Origin of the sequence: Nitrospira sp., from assembly GCA_005116745.1 — a bacterium.
In the GTDB taxonomy this organism is placed as follows: Bacteria; Nitrospirota; Nitrospiria; order Nitrospirales; family Nitrospiraceae; genus Nitrospira_D.
In genome coordinates this window covers 975,506-993,946 of sequence record SWDS01000006.1, presented here as the reverse complement: position 1 = coordinate 993,946, position 18,441 = coordinate 975,506, and the positions used below count along the sequence as shown (strand labels likewise).

Annotated in this window: 16 protein-coding genes and 1 pseudogene; 12 read left to right on the top strand and 5 right to left on the bottom strand. The window is 54.9% G+C overall.

Features of this window, described 5'->3' with window-relative positions; all coding sequences use genetic code 11:
* Positions 1-17: 17 nt before the first annotated feature.
* Entirely contained in the window at positions 18-659 is a 642-nt protein-coding gene (locus E8D52_10550; protein ID TKB69384.1) for an IS1595 family transposase, read from the bottom strand.
* Between the two features lie 762 nt (positions 660-1,421).
* Here E8D52_10550 and E8D52_10545 point away from each other — a divergent pair.
* On the top strand, positions 1,422-2,144 hold the full coding sequence (locus tag E8D52_10545) for a hypothetical protein (protein ID TKB69383.1): 723 nt from the start codon (positions 1,422-1,424) through the stop codon (positions 2,142-2,144).
* A 254-nt stretch (positions 2,145-2,398) separates the two neighbouring features.
* On the opposite strand, the gene E8D52_10540 is transcribed toward E8D52_10545, so the two are convergent.
* The 3 genes from E8D52_10540 to E8D52_10530 form a co-directional block, all read right to left on the bottom strand.
* On the bottom strand, positions 2,399-3,538 hold the full coding sequence (locus E8D52_10540) for an alpha/beta hydrolase (GenBank protein ID TKB69382.1): 1,140 nt from the start codon (positions 3,536-3,538) through the stop codon (positions 2,399-2,401).
* A 120-nt stretch (positions 3,539-3,658) separates the two neighbouring features.
* Complete coding sequence (locus E8D52_10535; GenBank protein TKB69381.1) at positions 3,659-4,603, bottom strand: hypothetical protein; 945 nt, start codon at positions 4,601-4,603, stop codon at positions 3,659-3,661.
* Positions 4,604-4,844: 241 nt separating this feature from the next.
* Positions 4,845-6,212, bottom strand: coding sequence for a sigma-70 family RNA polymerase sigma factor (locus E8D52_10530; GenBank protein TKB69380.1), 1,368 nt, complete (start codon positions 6,210-6,212; stop codon positions 4,845-4,847).
* 123 nt (positions 6,213-6,335) lie between these two features.
* On the opposite strand from E8D52_10530, the gene E8D52_10525 reads away from it, so the two are divergent.
* From E8D52_10525 to recN, 11 genes and pseudogenes are all read left to right on the top strand, one after another.
* Entirely contained in the window at positions 6,336-6,605 is a 270-nt protein-coding gene (locus tag E8D52_10525) for a hypothetical protein (GenBank protein TKB69379.1), read from the top strand.
* Positions 6,580-6,783, top strand: a pseudogene (locus E8D52_10520) (IS3 family transposase). The gene E8D52_10525 and the pseudogene E8D52_10520 overlap by 26 nt, the downstream one beginning before the upstream one ends.
* Positions 6,784-6,948: 165 nt before the next feature.
* Positions 6,949-7,443, top strand: a complete 495-nt coding sequence (moaC, locus tag E8D52_10515) for a cyclic pyranopterin monophosphate synthase MoaC (GenBank protein TKB69378.1) — start codon at positions 6,949-6,951, stop codon at positions 7,441-7,443.
* Between the two features lie 18 nt (positions 7,444-7,461).
* The gene (locus E8D52_10510; GenBank protein ID TKB69377.1) at positions 7,462-8,157 is read left to right on the top strand and encodes a hypothetical protein; all 696 of its coding nucleotides are present in this window, start codon (positions 7,462-7,464) and stop codon (positions 8,155-8,157) included.
* 69 nt (positions 8,158-8,226) lie between these two features.
* Positions 8,227-9,291: a GTP 3',8-cyclase MoaA gene (moaA, locus tag E8D52_10505; protein ID TKB69376.1), complete on the top strand. Its 1,065-nt coding sequence runs from the start codon at positions 8,227-8,229 to the stop codon at positions 9,289-9,291.
* 107 nt (positions 9,292-9,398) lie between these two features.
* Positions 9,399-10,106: an urease accessory protein gene (locus tag E8D52_10500; GenBank protein TKB69375.1), complete on the top strand. Its 708-nt coding sequence runs from the start codon at positions 9,399-9,401 to the stop codon at positions 10,104-10,106.
* Between the two features lie 122 nt (positions 10,107-10,228).
* On the top strand, positions 10,229-11,065 hold the full coding sequence (locus E8D52_10495) for an acetyl-CoA carboxylase carboxyltransferase subunit beta (protein TKB69374.1): 837 nt from the start codon (positions 10,229-10,231) through the stop codon (positions 11,063-11,065).
* Positions 11,066-11,090: 25 nt separating this feature from the next.
* Positions 11,091-12,389: a bifunctional folylpolyglutamate synthase/dihydrofolate synthase gene (locus E8D52_10490; protein ID TKB69373.1), complete on the top strand. Its 1,299-nt coding sequence runs from the start codon at positions 11,091-11,093 to the stop codon at positions 12,387-12,389.
* A 1-nt stretch (position 12,390) separates the two neighbouring features.
* Positions 12,391-14,859: an LPS-assembly protein LptD gene (locus E8D52_10485; protein ID TKB69372.1), complete on the top strand. Its 2,469-nt coding sequence runs from the start codon at positions 12,391-12,393 to the stop codon at positions 14,857-14,859.
* Between the two features lie 87 nt (positions 14,860-14,946).
* Positions 14,947-15,294 (top strand): thioredoxin, encoded by a 348-nt coding sequence (trxA, locus tag E8D52_10480; GenBank protein TKB69371.1) that lies wholly within the window; start codon positions 14,947-14,949, stop codon positions 15,292-15,294.
* 172 nt (positions 15,295-15,466) lie between these two features.
* A complete protein-coding gene (recN, locus tag E8D52_10475) occupies positions 15,467-17,143 on the top strand; it encodes a DNA repair protein RecN (protein ID TKB69370.1) in 1,677 nt (558 codons plus the stop codon).
* A 5-nt stretch (positions 17,144-17,148) separates the two neighbouring features.
* Here the strand turns inward: recN and E8D52_10470 are convergent, their stop codons facing one another.
* The gene (locus E8D52_10470; GenBank protein TKB69369.1) at positions 17,149-18,276 is read right to left on the bottom strand and encodes a response regulator; all 1,128 of its coding nucleotides are present in this window, start codon (positions 18,274-18,276) and stop codon (positions 17,149-17,151) included.
* Positions 18,277-18,441 lie beyond the last annotated feature (165 nt).

Below are 18,441 nucleotides of genomic sequence, written 5' to 3'. Positions count from 1 at the left end.
AGATGGGGCTGATGTAGCTACGACTTGTTAATTTCGGATTGATACCAGGATTTCAGCTGATTTAACAGCGCGCGATGACCGGATCCGTTGAAGCGCCACTCGCATTCTTTCAAGAACCAATAGAAGCTGTTTTTCGGGATGCCGTTGAAGCGTCGCAAATGCCGCTTCGCTTGGTTCCAAAAGTTCTCAATGCCATTGATCTGGTGACCACGTTTTGACACGAAGGTCTTGCTGTGATTGACACGCTTGTGATGGAACTCCGAGACAGCCAGCACGTCGTACACCCGAAAGCTATCGGTGTAGACGATGCTGTCCGGTGTCACGTTCTCTCGAATGATGGGGATCAATGTCTTGGCGTTGGCATCCGGGATGATCGCCGTGTACACCGTGCCGCCTCGTGTTAACAACCCAAAGACAGGCACTTTTCCTGCCGCACCCCGCCCGCGCCGTCCTTTCCGCACCCCACCCAAATAGCTTTCATCGGCTTCGATCTCACCGGACAGAAGAAAGCTCTCTTGTGTAGTGGCAATTACCTGACGGAGCCGCTGGAAAAATACGACGACCCTCCGTCCCTGCACCCCGACCAACTGGGCAGTGGCTCGTGCCGTGGTGCCCGCGACAAAATGTTCCAGCAACCGCTGCCGTACCCGGACGGGCATCCGGCTCTTTCTTGGGAAGATCAGTCGCTAAACGTAACCCTCTCTGGGCTCGCTTAGCTACATCAGCCCCTTAATCAGACGTTCCCTAAGAATGTGCTGGGTCTGCAGTCACTCAGATTCAGTTCCAATGCTCTGCCAATTTCTTCTAAACGGATAGAGATTGGTATGTCTGCGTGTTGCGACGCCACCCGCGGCGGCCGTGGTCTGGTACCGCTCAACAGCGAGACCAGTGAAGCCCTCAGGCTGCCTGAACATGGCCGGTCGCAACACGTTCACAGTACGTACGTCCTTACAGCAAACTCGATCCCGAGCTGGGTCCAGCACACCGAAGACATCGGGCGGTGTTCCGATTGTACGTACTTTCAACAAGATAAGATCTGACCATCGAGTTGTACGTAGACCAACACTCGTGCTAATCACCGATGGGTGTATCTGAATAGATTCAGTGGAGAGAGTTCGTGGAGGCATCCCATTCACGAGGCAGGCCATCCTATTCGTCGTCTGGTGGTACAACGAACGCGAGGTCGAACAGAGTCTGTATTTACCGAGATTGCAGCCTCCTCCATTTTTGTCGTGGGCCATAAGTCCACATGGTGTGTAGGAGCTTTCGGTGACGCAGACAGGCCATGCACGGTAGCGCGGGCGAGGAAGGGGAGCGGTCTCGGGAGGTGTGTGAAATCACTATTCGCATCTGCCTCTGTATTGAACTCTAGGTATTGACAGGACTCACTTCTGTACGTAGCCTCGCGTCAACGAGGCGTTGTGAGCATCTTTCTTCAGATCGTTGTCGGGCTGATGCTTGGGTATGCCGTGGTGTCACTCCTGGAATCTCTCATTCACCGAGTGATCTACCATGCGGGACCTCGAACCCGTCGGCTCTGGGCACACCATCCACGGATCAGTGGACCCTTCCGGCACGCTTACTTCTCCCATGGCATCGTCCATCATCGATGGACCTTTCGCCGAGATTTCGTGACGCAATTTACTAGTGCACACGAGAGAGAACGGCTTGATCAGAGCTTGCAGGGTCCTCGGGGCTTATTGATTCGGCGAGAGCACTACGGCATGTCGCTGCGTGGCGTGGGGATTGTCTGGTTCAATCTGCCGATGGTCCCCGTTCTGCTGCTGATCGGATTGGTGTGTGGCCCATGGGTGCTGGTGGGGGCGCTTCCGGCCTTGGCGGGCTATTCCTGCTTGGCCATGTTCGTGCATCCCTATTTACATCGACCGCATGATGCGGTTGTTGGGGCGTCCCCTGTCTTACGGTGGATGCTCACGACAGGCTATATCCGGTTTCTGAGGCAACATCACTATCTTCACCATCGATACGTGGACTGCAATTTCAATTTACTGTTGGGCGGTGATTTCATACTTGGTCGATGTCGAGCGCCGACTGCACAGGATTGGGAAGAGATGCGCGGGCTTGGGCTGGTCGTGAATGAAAGTGGGAAACCAGCGTACTCTCACCCTAGTCATAGCGCATGAGAAGTCCAAGAGCTAACAGACTCTTAAAATTCCCGCTGAGCATGGACGTCACGAGCGAAGAGGGGAGTCGTATTCTGGCCGTATGGTGAGTTTCTGAGCGATGCGAGAACGCCGCTGGATAGCCTTTTTGCGTGTCCTGTCAGGTAGGCGCGAGGAACGATCATGCTGACAGGCGTCGGGAATGGTGGATCGCAAGATACAACAACTCTACGTTTTGAAGTGCCACGCCACACACGAACTCGATTCCCTGTCCCTTATGTGGATCGCATTTCCCACTGATTGCCCATCATGCCGAGCCGGTTGCGGTGTCGGCTTGGGTCGTCATGGGGAACCCCATCGATACTCATGCGGATGTCGGCATTGACGTGTCCCACGAGATAGTAACTGTGTTCGACCAGACCCTTGACGATCGGGGTGCAGTCGACCTGGTGTACCTTGTTATGCACGTGAGCTGGTCGCGCCGGGCCGTTTGACCCCAGTCGATCCGGATTGCCTTTCGTGAAATCAGATATGACGAGGGCGGCATCGCCGCGATTGTGGTAGACGCTCACGCTTCTGGCCAATTCGTGTACTCTGGCCAACGGGTGCCCCTGTTCTAGTGCAGTATCGTCCACGTCGGGTGAACAGAGAAAGATGTGTTCGAAGATGCGGGGTAGCGCATTACCAGGGGTGAAGGCATCGCACCGTTCGAGGGCGTTCTCTAAGAGGTAGTTGCCCATCGAGTGACAGAGGAGATGGAGATCTTGTTTGCAGAGCGCTTCTTCTGCTCGACGCAGGCTGGCGAGAAAGTCCCGTACCTTTAGAATGCCACGGCCGATGGCGTTGCCGGACCCGGCCGCTTCCGACCGATCTGATTTGTAGGAGACGAAGGGGAGTGCCATTCCGTCGGAGGGCCAGGTGAAGAGTACGACCTGCACCTGCTGTTCCGGGTCTCTCTCCGGACTGGAATTCAGCATGGTCTGCAGCGAGAGAGCCGTGCCGACGGCGTCGGTCCAGGAGACGTTGTAGCCATGGATAAGCAGCAGCACGTCCGAATTCTTCCGCATGATGGTTTGCAGATCTGAGAACGCTGCCTGCGAGCCTAGCTTAATATTCTCTTGTTGGTCTTCGGCGACTGACCGGTTGATCTTTTCCCGATAGGCGACGATGTCGGCGGACTCGGCGCATTTGGCCAGGTACTTGATGAGCCCCTCGCCGTCACCCTGTCCCATGTTGCCACAGTCCTTCTCGAGAAATTTGGCCATCTTGGATTCATCAACCTTGACGAGGAGTCGGCCGAAACGAAGATTCTCGACACCGTCGTCGCTGAATTTTTTGCCATAGCCATCCGGGTGCCAGCGATCGTTGCCGAGGTGGTTGCGGTTGGTCGCGTAGAAGAGTTGTAAGTCAGTCATGGTCAGACTCCTTCTGTCACGAACGTGAGGTCCTGTGGCGGTGTCGGGCAGTGGATGCGTAGATCTGCTTATCGGCTTCGATGAGGAAAGTCAAGGATGGGTAGACGGTCCATGGGCGAATCAACGGGCTTGAAGACTCTCGAGTAATTCCGTCAGGAGAAACCGCCGAACTCGTGCGCGCGCGTCTCGGGAAGATTGTCCAGCCTCGTCCTGCTTCTTCCACGAACCAATCAAGGTGCTGTGGGCGTTGGTCGGTTTTCCCTCATGCTGGTATTCGTCAGCGGGGATTTCGCCGCTGAGAAACCGTTCGCCAAACTCTTTGCGTAGTGTGTGTTGTTTCGCGGGATCTGACATACAGTCTGCTTCAAATCTCAGTCCATAAATCTTCGCAGCACTCCCACGTGCGCCCTGAAGGTCGTCAGCGGAGAGACCGAGTGATTGTTTGTCCGCATCAGTGGACCACCAAAAGGACAGAGGCAACGCCGGTTGGGCGACCACCGCAGCGCCAACGTGCGGATTGTCCAGCAGTGCTACAGGGAGGGGGCCGGTCATGCAGTTCCCGATAACGCCCAGTCGCTGCGCTTGGTGGCGCTCTCCAGTCTTCCGCACGACACCGCGTAGCCATTCAACAAGGGGAGTGCTTCCATGAGAGGGAATGCCCCATTCGCCACCAGGAAAGAAATCAACCACACCTCGAAACCAATAGGCCAACAATCCGCTGGTAAGGGAGAACTTTCCTTTCTCGCCGAACAACAGTGGCACGTAGACGGTGAAATCTTTGGAGAGTTCTTCCGCATAGGCGAGTGTTCCTGGCGTCAGCCCCGTCAGCTCGTGGAGCAGGAGTACAGGCGGTTTCGAAGTGCCGTCATTGAGACAGAACACCGAATGCATTATTCCAGCATGTGTGAAGGGAGCCTCGAAGCATTCGGTCCAATTCAGTGTCGGAGTGCCTTCTTCTTTTGTATGTGGCGCACATGTTCCCAACTGCGCGGCTCCACAGCCGGCCTGCAGTAAGAGCAAGACTGCTGCAATTGCGCGAAAGAGAGAACGGCGAGGTGTTTTCATAGTTGTTGTACGCCACCAGGGATTACGATGTGTGCGGTCACAAGTCGCAGGTGACCCTGCCGAAGCTTGCCAGCCTTGACGCGCCAAGACAAGCCCGATGTTGGTGGGGCGTATGCAACAAGAGAGACTCGATGGCTCTCATAACTGCCAAGTAGGACGCACGTCAGTTGTACAGTGGCCCACAATAGGAACCGTGATGTAATCATCAGCAGCGAGGGCCTGTCGGCCAACGCACTGACTCTTACTGAATCGACCTCAGTACTTCTCGTGCGGCTGGCGTCTGTAGTTTGCGAAGTGCGTGAGCCTCGATCTGGCGAACCCGTTCCCGGCTTAAGTCCAACTGTTCGCCGACCTCGACCAAAGTCATCATCTTGTCGTACCCCAGGCCGAAGCGCATGCGAATCACGGCGTTTTCTCTCGGGCTGAGCGGTCTCAGGAGGCGTTCGAGTTCCTTTTCTCGTTCGAGCCGATGGATAGAGCTGTCCGGCGGGGCTGTCTGATGATCGGGGAGAAGGTCGCCTAAGACCGTCTGACCCTCACCGACCGGTGTCTCCAGTCCGAGTGGTTGTTGAATGGCGGCCAACGTGGTGCGTACTCGTTCTGGACGGAGTCCAAGGGTTCGAGCGATGTCCTCTATCCGAGGCGCTTCTCCGAGTTGCAGCTCCAATCGTCGCGTGGCGCGGGCGATGCGACTGGCGGCCTCGCATTGGTGAACGGGCACACGGATCACTCGGGATTGCTCGGCGAGCGCCCGCGTGATGCCTTGACGGATCCACCAGGTTGCGTAAGTGCTGAACTTGAATCCCTTGCGGTATTGAAAGCGTTCCGCCGCCTTCATCAAGCCAATATTTCCTTCCTGGACCAGATCGAGCAGCGTGAGGCCGTGTGTGATGTACCGTTTTGCGACATCGACTACCAGGCGCAAGTTGCGCCGGACGAGCTCCTCTTTCGCGTCTTCCAGCTGGCGGCCTGCCGTTCGTATCTCCGTCAGCATCGTGAGGAGTTGCTGACGGACCTGCGGTTCCACGAGGCTGCCATCTGCGGGTGATCCAGCCCACGCACTGAGAAGGGTGTCGGCTCGATCCAGGGCAATGGCAGAGAGACCGCTCAGACGCCGGATGGCACTGAGCTCTTGAATCGTCTCTTTACGGGAGGTTGGGGAGACAGCGTGAGCCAGTATGGCCGTGGCGTTCTTCAGGGACATCCTGATGCGGCGGGTTCCTTCGTCGATTCGTTTGGCAAGGTGGAGTTCCTCCTTCTTGGTCAACAGGGCTGTACCACGGAAGGAACGGAAATAGAGAGATTCGAGTAGAAAGGGATTCTGTTGGCTTCGACCCTCTGTGTCAGGCCTGACGGGTGGGTCAGAGTCTCCGTCGGGCTCTTGGTCCCATGCGATCTGGTTGATGAGTACTCCGGAAGTGGCCTCGTCTTGATCGATAACCTCCAGCTCAATTTTTTCCTCGAAGTGAATACTTTCAGAGATTCCTCTTAATCCGTCATCCTTCATCGCGAACCTCCCTTCAGCCATCAGACCTAAAGCGAAGGTCTGATGGCTCACCTGCATAGTGGTGGTGGGCAAAGGCTGATTGATGTGTATCATGATGTCCATTGTTTGTCAAATGAATTAGAGCTAAACAATAGACGAACTGAATAAGATGAAGTATCGAAAATTAAAATTAAGTATCATTAATTTAGCAAATAACGCTCTTGTATAAACATTCATAAATGTCCAATGTTATTGCTGATTGTTTCTGAATTGATACTGATGGTGTTTTGTCTCAGCAACGGGTCAAGCGGAGAAATATTCGCCAGCGAGAAACAGGTGCGTGCACGATCGCTGTCACCACTCGACAGCTTTCGTCTCCCCGATATTGATGGTCGTCCTGTTAATCTCAAGGCGTTCAACGCTAAGGAGTTGTTGATTGTAAACACGCCGAGTATGCCAGTCTTCGGGAAATGTACGGGCGATATCGTGACCGTCAGGCTTGCTCCACTACTCTGACCGTGGGGCCCAATATTGTGCCCAGGCCTATCAAGATCAGCTGCAGCAGTTCGGCATGACTGCGTCTATGCGTCGGAAGGGCAACTGCTATGACAACGCACCGATGGAGAGTGTCTGGGGAAGCCTGAAGAATGAGCTGGGGCACCACCAGCGTTACGGCACGCGCAAGCAGGCTCGGTGTGAGGCTGCTACTCATGGCGTCCACTACTGACAACCGAGGTCAGTGTACTTCGAGGCAGTATTCGGCAACAGACTGCCATCTCTCATCGGCTTGACCTTCGTTTCCATCGGCACCTATAATCCCGCAGCGTGCTGGTTATAAGTTGCTGATTCAAAGGGCAAAATGGACGAATTTACGCATTTCAATGAATCAGGTCGAGCTCGGATGGTCGACATCAGTGCCAAGGGCTCGACGGAGCGTCTCGCAACTGCGCAGGCCAAGGTCTTTCTACTTCCTGAAACCCTTCAAAAGATTCAACGAGGTAAGATCGCGAAGGGGGACGTGCTGGCTGTTGCTCAGATTGCAGGCGTGATGGGTGCGAAGAAGACACCGGACCTCATTCCCATGTGCCATCCGATTCTCCTGACGAGTGTCGATATCTCTTTCAAGGAGGAGTCTCAGCCGAGTTCAGAAGGCCGCTGCTCCATCACCATTACAGCGACTGCCAAGACAACAGGACCAACGGGGGTCGAAATGGAAGCCATGACGGCAGCGTCGGTCGCGGCGTTGACCATTTACGATATGTGCAAAGCTGTGGATCGTGGGATGAGTTTTGGCGAGGTCTGTCTGCTTTCCAAATCGGGCGGGAAGTCAGGGTTGTATACCAAGAATGGTTAAGGGTAGGGGCTAGGGACGATGATTACGGTGAAATTGTTCGGTATGACGAAGATGCTGGCTGGAAATCAGGGGTTCCTGTCGTTGAATGTGGCGAATGGCCGGCAGGTCAAGGATCTTGTCGGCGCAATCGTGGCTAGCCATCCCGCAATCGGGGAACTGATTCAGAAAAGGAAGGTGCTCGTGTCCGTGAATCAGGACGTTGCGCACGAAGAGACGATCATCAATGACGGTGATGAGATTGCGCTGTTACCTCCCTTCGCCGGAGGATCAGGGCAGGAACCGATAGACCTGGGGCAGTTCGCCCGTATCCAGCGAGAGAACTTCTCTCTCGATCTGGAGCTTGATCGGGTACGCAGTCGATCGAAACGGATCGGTGGAATCGCAACATTTTTGGGCATTGCACGTGACCGATCACGCGGGCGAGATGTGGATGGGATTACGTTCGAGCATTACGAAGGGATGGCAGAGAAGAAGCTGCGGGAGATTCGAGAACGGGCGTTGAAAGATTTCGCTATCCTAGAGTTGCTCATCATCCACCGGTATGGCGACATCACGATCGGTGAAAATATTGTGTTGATCATCGCCGGTGCAGAGCACCGAGCCGACGCGTTCAATGCCTGTCGGTGGGCGATTGATGAGCTGAAACAGATCACTCCGATTTGGAAGCTGGAACATACTCCTGAAGGGGAAGTCTGGGTGGAGGAGCATCCCTAAATTCGTGAAGCGTGAAACGTAAGAGAACCTGAGTGTTGAAGCATTGAAAGTAATGGTCGGCTGCAAGTGATGGATGAATTCACGGAAAATATAGCGCCTGTGGCAGCACAGGACATGTTCGGGCGGTCGTTGAAGAGTGTGCGGCTGTCCGTGACCGATCGCTGCAATCTTCGTTGCCGGTACTGCATGCCCGAGCCGGAGTATGTCTGGCTGCCGCGAGAAGACCTCCTGAGCTTCGAAGAAATGTCGACGCTCGTCGGCTATTTTGCCGACTTGGGGGTGGATAAGGTCAGGCTGACAGGGGGAGAGCCCCTGTTGCGTCGGGATCTGGCGCGGCTGGTTCGGCTGCTTCGACAGGACCGACGCATTACCGAAGTGGCCCTGACGACGAATGGTGTGCTACTGGCCGAGTCTGTCCAGGACCTCTACTATGCTGGACTCGACCGCATCACCGTCAGTCTCGATACCCTGAAGCCTGAGCGGTTTCGTCAACTGACGGGGCGTGATGAATTTTCGCGCGTTCTAGAGGGCATTGAATCGGTCGGGAAGGCGGGCTTTACCAATCTGAAGCTCGACACGGTCGCGATTCGAGGGTTCAATGATGATGAACTGAACGAGTTGATCGAATGGGGCAAGCGTTATCAGGCCGAGGTGCGTTTTATCGAATACATGGATGTTGGTGGGGCCAACGAGTGGAAGATGGACAAGGTCCTGTCTCAGGACATGATCCTCGATACCCTCGCGCGACGGTACGGTCGAATCACGGCGCTTCCAGAACGGGGAGCCGCTCCCGCCCAACGATTTTGCTTGCCGGACGGCACGATCTTTGGGATTATCCCCTCGACGACCACACCATTTTGCGCGCAGTGTGATCGCAGTCGTGTCACCGCTGATGGGATGTGGTACCTGTGCTTGTACGCGGGATCTGGAGTTGACCTCCGCAAGCCTCTCCGCATGAACATGCATCCAGCGCACATGCGGGAAATCCTTCGGTCGGGATGGGCGGCTCGTCGCGATCGTGGTGCTGAGGAGCGGAAGGCGCTGGAACGGGTAGGGCTTCGAGACGGAGGGTTGATCGAGATCGATCGTCTCCGGGAAGATCCCCATCTGGAAATGCATGCCCGTGGTGGGTGAGCAAGGCATCTGCTCTCATCGAGTCCGTGTTGGCCTCTTTCCATAGCTCGTGTTGGTACGGAGTGTGATGGACGCAGTCACCCCACTAGTGGATTTCTGGATGCACGATGCCTGATACCGATTTATTGACGTTGCTCGGGATTGGTTTTGTGCTGGGACTGCGGCACGCTCTGGATACAGACCATCTTGCAGCGGTCTCGACTGTTCTTGCTGAGCGGCCCTCATTTTTGGCGTCCGGCGCTATCGGATTGTGGTGGGGGACCGGCCACACGCTGACGCTGTTGCTGGTTGGATCGATCGTGCTTGCCTGGGGATTCCATATTCCTGCTGAATTTGAGGTCTTGGCCGAGTCCGGAGTCGGACTGCTCCTGATTGTACTTGGAGGGAGTCTTGCGCTGAAACTGTACCGTGAGCGTTGGCATGTCCATCGCCACGACCACGACGGTCAGCCGCATGTCCACCTGCACAGCCACCAGCAACAACGCGATCATTGCCATCGGCATTGGATGACGGACGCAATTCGTCCGTTGTGTATTGGCATGGCGCATGGGCTTGCCGGATCAGCTGCGTTGATGTTGATGATTTTGGCGGCAACGACCACCATGGTCAGCGGGCTTGTGGCGATCCTTGTCTTTGGCGTTGGATCGATCATTGGGATGATGGCGATCGGTTTGACCTTAAGTGTGCCGGTCATCTATTCGCGTTCGATGAGTCAGCGACTCTTTGTGGGGGTTCAGGGATTTGCCAGCCTTGCCAGTATCGTGGTTGGGGTATGGATGTTGGTGGAGTTGACCCCCTCAGTTCTCGGGCATTGATGCGGTCTGGTGTATCAGGTGCGATACGCAGGAAGGTGCATCAAGAGTAGCCCTGTGCTATTCTCTGCGAATTGATGGAGCGTAATGGGTCGAGAGGGTAGGACTGCATTAAGGCAACAATCATGACGTGGTTCAAGAAAGAAAAACCTGCAGAATCCGCCCCGCCGCCACGGTCAAAAGGCAGCGAGGGGATGTGGCTTAAGTGTAATCATTGCCGGGAGATCGTCTACCGCAAGGAGGTTGACCGGAACAACAAGGTGTGCCCAAAATGCGAGTATCATTTCCCGATCTCGGTCACTGAGCGGATTGGTTTGCTCCTTGATCTCGGTACCTTCAAAGAATGGGATGCGGGTTTAGAAGCGCAGGATCCGTTGAGGTTCCACGATACCAAGCCGTATCAAGATCGGGTCAAGGCTCACCAAGAAAAGACGGGCCGGAAGGATGCGCTTGTTATCGGTGAAGGCCTGCTCAACGGGCGTCGGGTGGTGTTCTGTGTCTTCGATTTCAGTTTTATGGGCGGGAGTATGGGGTCTGTGGTCGGGGAAAAGCTCTGCCGCGCGATTGATCGGGCGTTGGAGCTCAAGCTGCCGGTCATCCTCGTCACCACTTCTGGGGGTGCGCGGATGCAGGAAGGCATCCTTTCGTTGATGCAGATGGCCAAGACCTCGACTGCGGTCGCGAAGCTGGGTGAGGCCAAATTGCCGTTTATCTCGATTCTTGCCGATCCGACGTTCGGCGGCGTCACCGCCAGTGTGGCGATGTTGGGAGATGTCATCATTGCTGAGCCGAAAGCGTTGATTGGGTTTGCGGGACCTCGTGTCATCGAACAAACGATCAAGCAGCAGTTGCCGGATCAGTTCCAACGAGCCGAGTTTCTTCTCGAACACGGCATGATCGATATGATTGTCGAGCGCAAGCGTCTCAAGGAGACGGTTGGCACCCTCGTGAATCATTTTTAGCCTTCTGCGTCCTCCCGGCTTGTCGATGAGCTACTCCTCCATGATTGAGTACCTGTACGCGCTTCAGAAGCACGGCATTAAGCTGGGCCTGGAGACCATGCAGATTCTGTTGGACCGGGTCGGTAATCCTCATCGCTCACTTCGCGTCCTTCATATTGGAGGAACCAACGGCAAGGGTTCAACGGCGGCGATGGTTGCGGCCGTCCTTCAGCATGCAGGCCGACGGGTTGGGCTCTATACCTCTCCTCACCTCATCGAATTTCGGGAGAGGATTCGTGTCAACGGATGCATGATCCCGGAGCCTCACGCTGAGGCATTGATCGCGCGTTCGCGGGCCGTGCTCGAAGACAATCTGGAACCGACGTTTTTTGAGATGACGACGGCGCTGGCATTCCTCTATTTCGCAGAGTCGGAAGTCGATGTCGCTGTATTGGAAGTTGGGTTAGGAGGGCGCTTCGATGCAACCAACGTGGTAGAGCAACCACTGGCCAGTGTGATCACAACGATCGGCTTGGATCATCAAGAATATTTGGGGCACACAGAGGAGGCGATCGCATTTGAAAAGGGTGGAATCATTAAGCCATTTGTCCCGGTTGTGATCGGACGGATGGGAGAGGAGGCTGAACAGGTTCTACGCCGGATCGCGCAGGATCGTGCAGCTCCCCTGTGGCAGCTTGGCCGCGACTTTGCTATTGATCAAAATCGTTTCGAGCGATTGACGTATCGGGGTGTGACTCGTGTGTGGGAGGATCTCACTTGTGGTTTGGCAGGGCGTCACCAGTGGGACAATGCCGCGTGTGCATTGGCACTACTTGAATCGGCGGAGCGAGCTGGGATGGCTGTGGATGCGGCAGCCGTTCGCAATGGCTTGCGTACGGTCTCATGGGAAGGTCGGTTAGAGGCGATCAGCGAGTATCCCACGGTCGTGCTCGACGGCGCCCATAACCCTGCTGCTGCGCATGTGCTCGCGGAGTATCTCAAGGACTTTGCCGGCAGTCACCCCACATCTCGGATTATCCTCGTCTGGGGCATGATGCGAGATAAAGATCGGCGGGGATTTATTGATCCGCTGTTACCGTGTGTGTCAGAAGTCGTGCTGACGCAGGCAACCCTCGCACGGTCTGCTACAGTCCAAGAACTTCGTGCAACTCTGGGTGAATGGCAAGGGCCGGTGTTCGAAGCCGTCCTTCCCATGGACGCATTGGCAGTCGCTAGGAACCGAGCCATGCCCCATGATCTCATCTGTATTGCCGGATCGTTGATGCTCCTGGGGGATATCAAAGCGGCAGTGCGTGGCTGCGGGTTGTCACCGATTCGTGGCTAGCATGGCGGGTCCTCTCGCGTGGGTCCGCTGGCAGCGCATTCTCATCGTCGCCATCCTCACGCTCATTCCCTTTCCTGGATCAGCGGCAGACACCCACGTGGGTGCTGGAGCGTCGCCCGCTGGATCCGCGCCTCTCGATATCACGGCAGAGCGGATCGACTATCGACAAGATCAAGACGTCTACGAGGCAAACGGATCGGTGGTGATTCAACAGGGGGCGATTACGCTCACAGCGGACCACGCTACCATTCAAGTCTTGTCGGGTATTCTCACTGCCGTCGGCCATGTTCACTTAACGGACCCGCAGGCCGATGTGACGGCTGAGCGGATGGAGATCAATGTCAATACAGAGGCTGGCGTGGCAACACATGCCCAGCTCTATGCTCCGACAACCAACTCATCGATATCCGGCCGCCTCCTGCGGAGATTTTCTGAATATCACTATCGAGTGAAAGATGGCAGTTTCACGAACTGTGATGCGCAAGACGGAGAAGTACCGGCGTGGCGCTTTCGGTTTAAGGATCTGGATCTGACTATGGGAGACACATTGGGATCCAAAGGCGGGTGGTTCTGTGTCTTGGACGTGCCCACGATTCCACTACCCACCTTCTCCTTTCCTATGACCAAGCGACAAACCGGTTTTCTGATTCCTAGCCCGAGTTATGACAATCGATTTGGATTCCACCTGAAGCAGAGCTTTTTTTGGGCGATTAATCCAAGTCAAGACTTGACGGTCACACCCTCCTATTACAGTGACCTCGGATATGGGTCTGATTTTGAGTATCGGTATGTCTTGGACCGGCGATCGCGGGGCAAGTGGTACGTGAGCTATCTGCAACAGACACAGCTCCCCAACGTCTCCGGCATCACTGACAACGGGGAAGATGTCAAGCAGGCACGCGCCGCACTCATCGGAACCCATACGCAATATCTCACCGATACGTTGCTGCTCCGCGCCAACGCCAATTTGGTCACCGACCCGAACTATTTCCAACAACTGAGCAATTCAGGGATACTCCGTGCTTCGCCGAGCAGCGAATCAAACCTCTTGCTGACCCAGCGCTTGCCCTACGGCAATCTGTACCTTCTTGGCCTCTATTTGCAACCGTTACAAGCCGGAGGAAAGGATACATTTCAACGGCTTCCAGAGGCCGGTTATAGCCTGCCCCACACCTCACTATTCAATTCTCCTATCTTGTTGGGCATGGAAGGGAACTATGTCAACTTCTATCGCGATCAAGGATTTACGCTGAATCGGATCAATGTCGTTCCTAGTATTTCGACAGATGTACTGCAGCTCGGGCATGTGATCGGGATTCGACCTCAAGCGAAGTTCCGGGAGGTGTATTATACCAGAGGAGCCGCAACCGATGATGGACAACATCGAGAGACGTTTTGGTTGGGGGTGGATGCTACGTCAAAAGTGACGCGCCGATTCGCCCTTGCTGACGGGAATAGTCTGTTACATACCCTCGAGCCCACGGTCACCTACGAATATGTGCCATCAACTGATCAATCGAAGTTGACGCAAATCGACCAAGTTGATGATCTTCCGAAGAAGAATTTGCTGACGTATATGCTGCGTAGTCGGGTGTTGGAATCAGGGAAGACCAATGCCTTCAACTGGCTCGATCTCACGTTGGCGCAGAGTTATCATGTCGGCGATGTACAAACGCTGGCGCGTGAGTTTACGCCAGGAGTTGCCCCTTTCCTCGGATCATTCACCCAACCGCTCCAGCCGGCCACGGTGCCCATCCAAGGCAAGAAGTTTTCTGATATCTGGATGCGGGCTGTGATCGGTAATAACCTACCGACGCTGCTGTCGACGGCGTGGTTGGATACCCCAGTAATTGGGCGTGCGGCACAGGCGTGGGCTCTTCGGCCACCGATCAACCGGTACCTGACGGTCGACGCGTTCCTCGATCCCTATCAACCAGGGGTGAGTCAATTCAACGCGGATCTTCGATTTCAAGAGGGAACCAACTGGTATTTCGAAGTGGGACAACGGTACACGAGAGATGGGAATCGGGTTAGGCGAGGCGACGTCTGGAACCCGATCTCATTTAATGAGGTGTTTGCTCCGACAAAGGACATTCAGTTTGTGACGATGGGCGGGGCCTTCCGCACTCCGTGGGGGTGGACAGTCGGAGCCAAGGCCTACTACGATGTCAAAAATGGACGAAGTCCAGAATTGGACGCGGTCGCGTTGTATCAGAATCCATGCAGATGTTGGTCGGTGGGGCTGTATTACTTGAAGTTTCCGGACCGTGAGCAATACAGCTTTATGTTGAGCCTCACTGGAATTGGTTGGACTGAAAGTGCCGGAACTGCCGTCATGCGGACGCTTCTGAGCCCGCTGCTGTGGGGTGAACGGGGCCTCCCGTGGGCGACGCTGGGCGGGCCCTATGGTATTTCTCCGCAGACCTCCGAGACAGGTACTCCAGTGTCCGGAGTTCACACGGGACGGTGATCCCTGTTTGACACTAAAAACAGCGGTGGGGTACGATGCCTACGCAATCACGTATCAATGATCTCAACCCTAAAGGAGGGCGCAGACGTGGCTGGTGACGCCTTGAAAGTCGAAGATTCTACTTGGGATGCCGAAGTGATGAAGGCCTCCGAACTCGTCATGGTCGATTTTTGGGCGGTGTGGTGCGGCCCATGTCAAATGGTGGCTCCCATCGTGGAGGAATTGGCAAATGAATACGTCGGGAAGCTGAAGGTTCGAAAACTGAACACTGACGAGAATCCTGAGGTGGCGGGTCGTTATCAGGTGATGAGTATCCCCACGATTCTATTCTTTAAGAACGGCCAGCCCGTCGAAAAGCTGGTGGGTGCTAGACCAAAGCGACAGTTTAAAGAACTGATCGACTCACTGCTGGCTCAGCATGCCGGGACTGCCTAGCGTGATGCTAAAATAAGGGCCTTGGGTCTCGTCCAGGTGGCGCTCGGTGGCGTTCAGCGTACCAAGTGTAGGCTCACTCGCTGTTTCAGCAATGCGTTCTAGTCGGCGGGAGGGATATTCAGTGCCCCTAGGTGTTTTCTGCCGGTAGTTAGGCTTTCCCACTGTTGCAGCTATGCTCACTGAGCTGCGTATTACGAATTTCGCTGTGATTGAACGACTGAGTCTGAACATGGACTCAGGGTTTGCCGTGTTGACTGGAGAGACAGGGACCGGTAAGTCGTTATTAATCGATGCAGTGGCGCTTCTTGTCGGTGGGCGAGCCTCAAGCGAGCAAATTCGTTTTGGTGAAGACGAAGCCCAACTTGAAGCGTCGTTTGAGATTCCGCTCGCGCATCCTCTTCTTCAACGGCTGCGGGCCAAAGAAGTCCTTGGCCCACACGATTCTCAACTCATCATTCGACGCATCATTGCACGCTCAGGAAGAAACCGGGTGTATCTGAACGGAATCCTCAGCCCTGTCCATGTGCTGGAGGAGTTCGCCGGTACGCTTGTCGATATCCATGGCCAGCATGACCAGCAATCGCTTCTATCCAGCTCCGCTCAGCTTGAGGTTCTGGATGCCTTTGGTCGTCTGCTGGAACTGCGGTCCCAATATCAATCACTCCATCGTGAGTTAGTGAGTTTCCGTGAGCAACGTACTGCGCTTGCCATCTCGCTCCAACAGCGAGCCCAGCAAGAAGACCTGTTGAGTTTTCAGCAGGAGGAATTGGATGAGGCTGCCTGCCGTCTGGGGGAGGAAGAGCTGCTACAGGCTGAACGTCATCGGTTGGGGGCGTCTCGGCGTCTGACTGAATTGGCATCGGAAGCTCAGGAACAAATTCAGGGCGATGCGGCTGGTATCTTGACGAATCTGGTGTCGATGGAGCGTGTGTTAGGAGAACTCACTCAGATCGACCCTGCGATGGGGGGGACGGGTCGGCTCGCGTCCGAGGCCAAAGTGCTTCTAAAAGAGGTCGCCGATTCCCTTCGCGGCTATGCCGAGGGGCTAGACGCAGATCCTCAGCGACTCAGTACGATCGAAGATCGTTTGGCTGTCATCCAGAAGATGAAAAAGAAATACGGGGGGACGATTGAAGCCGTTCTCGAGACTCAGAGGCGAGTGAAAGAAGAACTAGGCCAACTTCGCGGGGTGGACAGCGAGATCAATCGATATGATCGTCTTATTGCGGAGCAACAACAGAACGTCTCGGTACTGGCCAGATCGCTCTCAGGGAAGCGAACGGAAGCAGCCAAGCGGTTGACGAAATTGGTGGACAAAGAACTTAGTGCGTTGAAAATGGGATCGGTACGGTTTCTGGTCCAAGTTATGCCTTCGTGGCCTGACGAAATGTACGGTTCTGATGGTGCCGATCGTGTCGAATTTCACCTGTCGACCAATGCAGGCGAGCCGTTGAAACCGATATCTCGTGTGGCATCGGGAGGTGAACTCTCGCGGGTGATGCTGGCGTTGAAATCCGTCCTTGCTGAGGTCGATCATGTGCCGGTCTTGATCTTCGATGAGATCGATACAGGGGTGGGAGGAGCGGTCGCAGCCACGATTGGGAAACGGCTACGGGAGTTGGGCCGCTACCATCAAGTGCTGTGCATCACGCATCTTCCGCAGGTCGCCTCTCAAGCCCAGCATCATTTCTCTGTCGAAAAATTGGAGGTCAAGGGGCGAACGGTAGCGACGGTGCGTTTGTTGACTGGCATAAGTCGCGAGGGTGAAATTGCGCGCATGCTTGGTGGAGAGCGAATCACTGCCAAGACTCGATCTGCAGCGGCAGAGTTGATTGATGGAACGCAATGAATAGATCAAGCGGCGGGAGCGATCTCCATGGCACGAGGAGAGACGGGGGAGTCCTTTACGACCTGAACGAAGAGTTCAAGTAACTGCGGGTCAAAATGCGTATCAGATTGAAGCGAGATCTGACGGATTGCGGCCTCCAGAGGAAGGGTGACGCGTCCAGGTGCGTCGGCGGTTAGATGATCAAATGTTTGGGCAATACCGACAATGCGGGCTAGTAAGGGAATATCCGTGCCTTGGAGTCCATGAGGGTAGCCCTGTCCATCCCATCGTTCGTGGTGGGATGTGATGATTTCTCTCGTCTCAATCGAGAAACCCAACGGGGCAATCATTCGTGCACCTCTGTCGATGTGTTCCCTACAGAGGGATGCTTCACCCGACGGGAGGATCTGGTCCTCTGAAAACTTATATGATGGCAGACTTGTTTTTCCTACATCATGCAGAAAGGCTCCCAAGGCCAACGCTTTTTGTTCCGATACGGTAAGGTTGAGTTGGCTAGCCATCAGCGTAACATAGAAACTGACTCGGCTCGAATGATTGAGTAATTGGCGGTCTGTGGCTTCCAAAAAATCGGATAGGAGGGGAAGTAAGGTCATCTCGTCTTGCTGCAAAACATCATGGTTCTGCGGGTGAATGGAAAGCAACGCATATTCCGTCTTAACTGTGTCCCATGCACGTCCACTCTCTTCCTCCGATCCCCACAGGTCTGGTAGCGTCCGAAGGCAGTAGCGAAGAAAGTCGAGTCGGCGCTTCTTGTCCATCGTCTGTTGAATGAGGGTGGTCAGTTCGTTCACGTTGAAAGGCTTCAGTAAGTAACCCGCAGCGCCCTGACGGATACCCTCCATGGCAGACGTCAGGCTCCCGTATCCCGTGACGATAATGACTTCCACGTCGGGGTGATGGTGCTTGATGTCTCTGAGAAGCTCGAGTCCATGACGATCCGGAAGCTTTTGATCGAGTGTGATCAGGTCAATGGGTCCCTGGCTGAGGACCTCGAGGGCCATCTTGGCGTTCTCTGCAGAACGAACGTTGCAGAAAGTACGAAGTATGATTTTAAGAGCATCGCGGGGCCCCGCTTCATCATCAACTACGAGGACTGTCGGTTGTGTTCCTGACTGACGAGAGGCCGTGATCATGTGCGACACCTACTCCAGGAGTAGGTTAACGATAAGCAATTCCCGTTCATTTTTATGAGGTTGCGAGAGATTTCAATATAGAGTGGTGGTGGCATAGTGGGCAACTATACGTAGATATCATCAATGCTAGGATACCTATGTTGATAACAGGGATGTGGGGATAAT